The sequence below is a fragment of the Microaerobacter geothermalis genome (genome assembly GCF_021608135.1).
Lineage (GTDB): Bacteria > Bacillota > Bacilli > DSM-22679 > DSM-22679 > Microaerobacter > Microaerobacter geothermalis.
Genome location: NZ_JAKIHL010000014.1, coordinates 1 through 848 on the forward strand (window position 1 = coordinate 1; position 848 = coordinate 848).

Annotated in this window: 1 protein-coding gene; it reads right to left on the reverse strand. The window is 44.0% G+C overall.

All coding sequences use genetic code 11. The features are described from left to right. A partial coding sequence (locus L1765_RS07370; RefSeq protein WP_236406043.1) for a UPF0236 family transposase-like protein occupies positions 1–705 on the reverse strand: 705 nt, incomplete at its 3' end. Positions 706–848: the final 143 nt, after the last annotated feature.

The window sequence follows — 848 nt, forward strand, 5'->3', positions numbered from 1 at the left end:
TATGACAAGACGATGCACCATGGGATCATAGTCATACGTTTCCATGAGAAAGGTCTCAAATCCCTCCCAAAATGGCTCCTTTCCCCGATGGATGTAATGACGCTTATCCTTCAGATGTACTCGTTTTCCGTTGACTTCCCAGCCTTGATGGACGGCTGCTATTTTCTCTTCTTTCCCCTTTCTCCCTTTTTCTTGTCGTTTCAGATACAGCCCGTCCACTTCGACAAACAAAACTGGTTGGGTTAGTGGTTGTCGCTCTTTTGGGATGGCTTCTACGTTTAACAGGTGTTGGCGAATGGCTTCATGGCTGATGACGCGATAACCCAGAAGGGTTTCTAGTGTGTCCGCCGCCTTTCGGTAAGAAGGTCCCGATACGGCTAGTTCAATCGCTGCTTCTTCTACCAATGGGCTAAACCCTTTCGTCCCCTCAAAACGTAAATATTGATCGAGAAGATAAACATACTCCCCTGTTTTGCGATCAAGATAGTACGAACGGTTTACCTCGATCTCGCCAAACAGGCTATCCATCTTTAGGGTTCTTTTATCCTTCAAATAAAATCTTTGTTTATCGCGTTCGTGGGCAATCTGTTGATCGAGGTCTTCTAAAATTGATCTCATGACATCTGAAAAATTTTCCTGTAACTTCCTCCAAACCAGTTGTTCTATCTCTTTTAATGTGGGGTAATCTGTGGTATTCTTTTTCAAGAGGGTTCACTCCTTTGAATCTGGTTTTGGACGATTATGATTCTACCAAGGAGTAGCCCTCTTTGTATATACTTTCTTTGACGTACTTTCGCATTTTTGCTACCGCGCTAACGCTTGCTCCCTTCTAATTCGCGTTTGCTTGC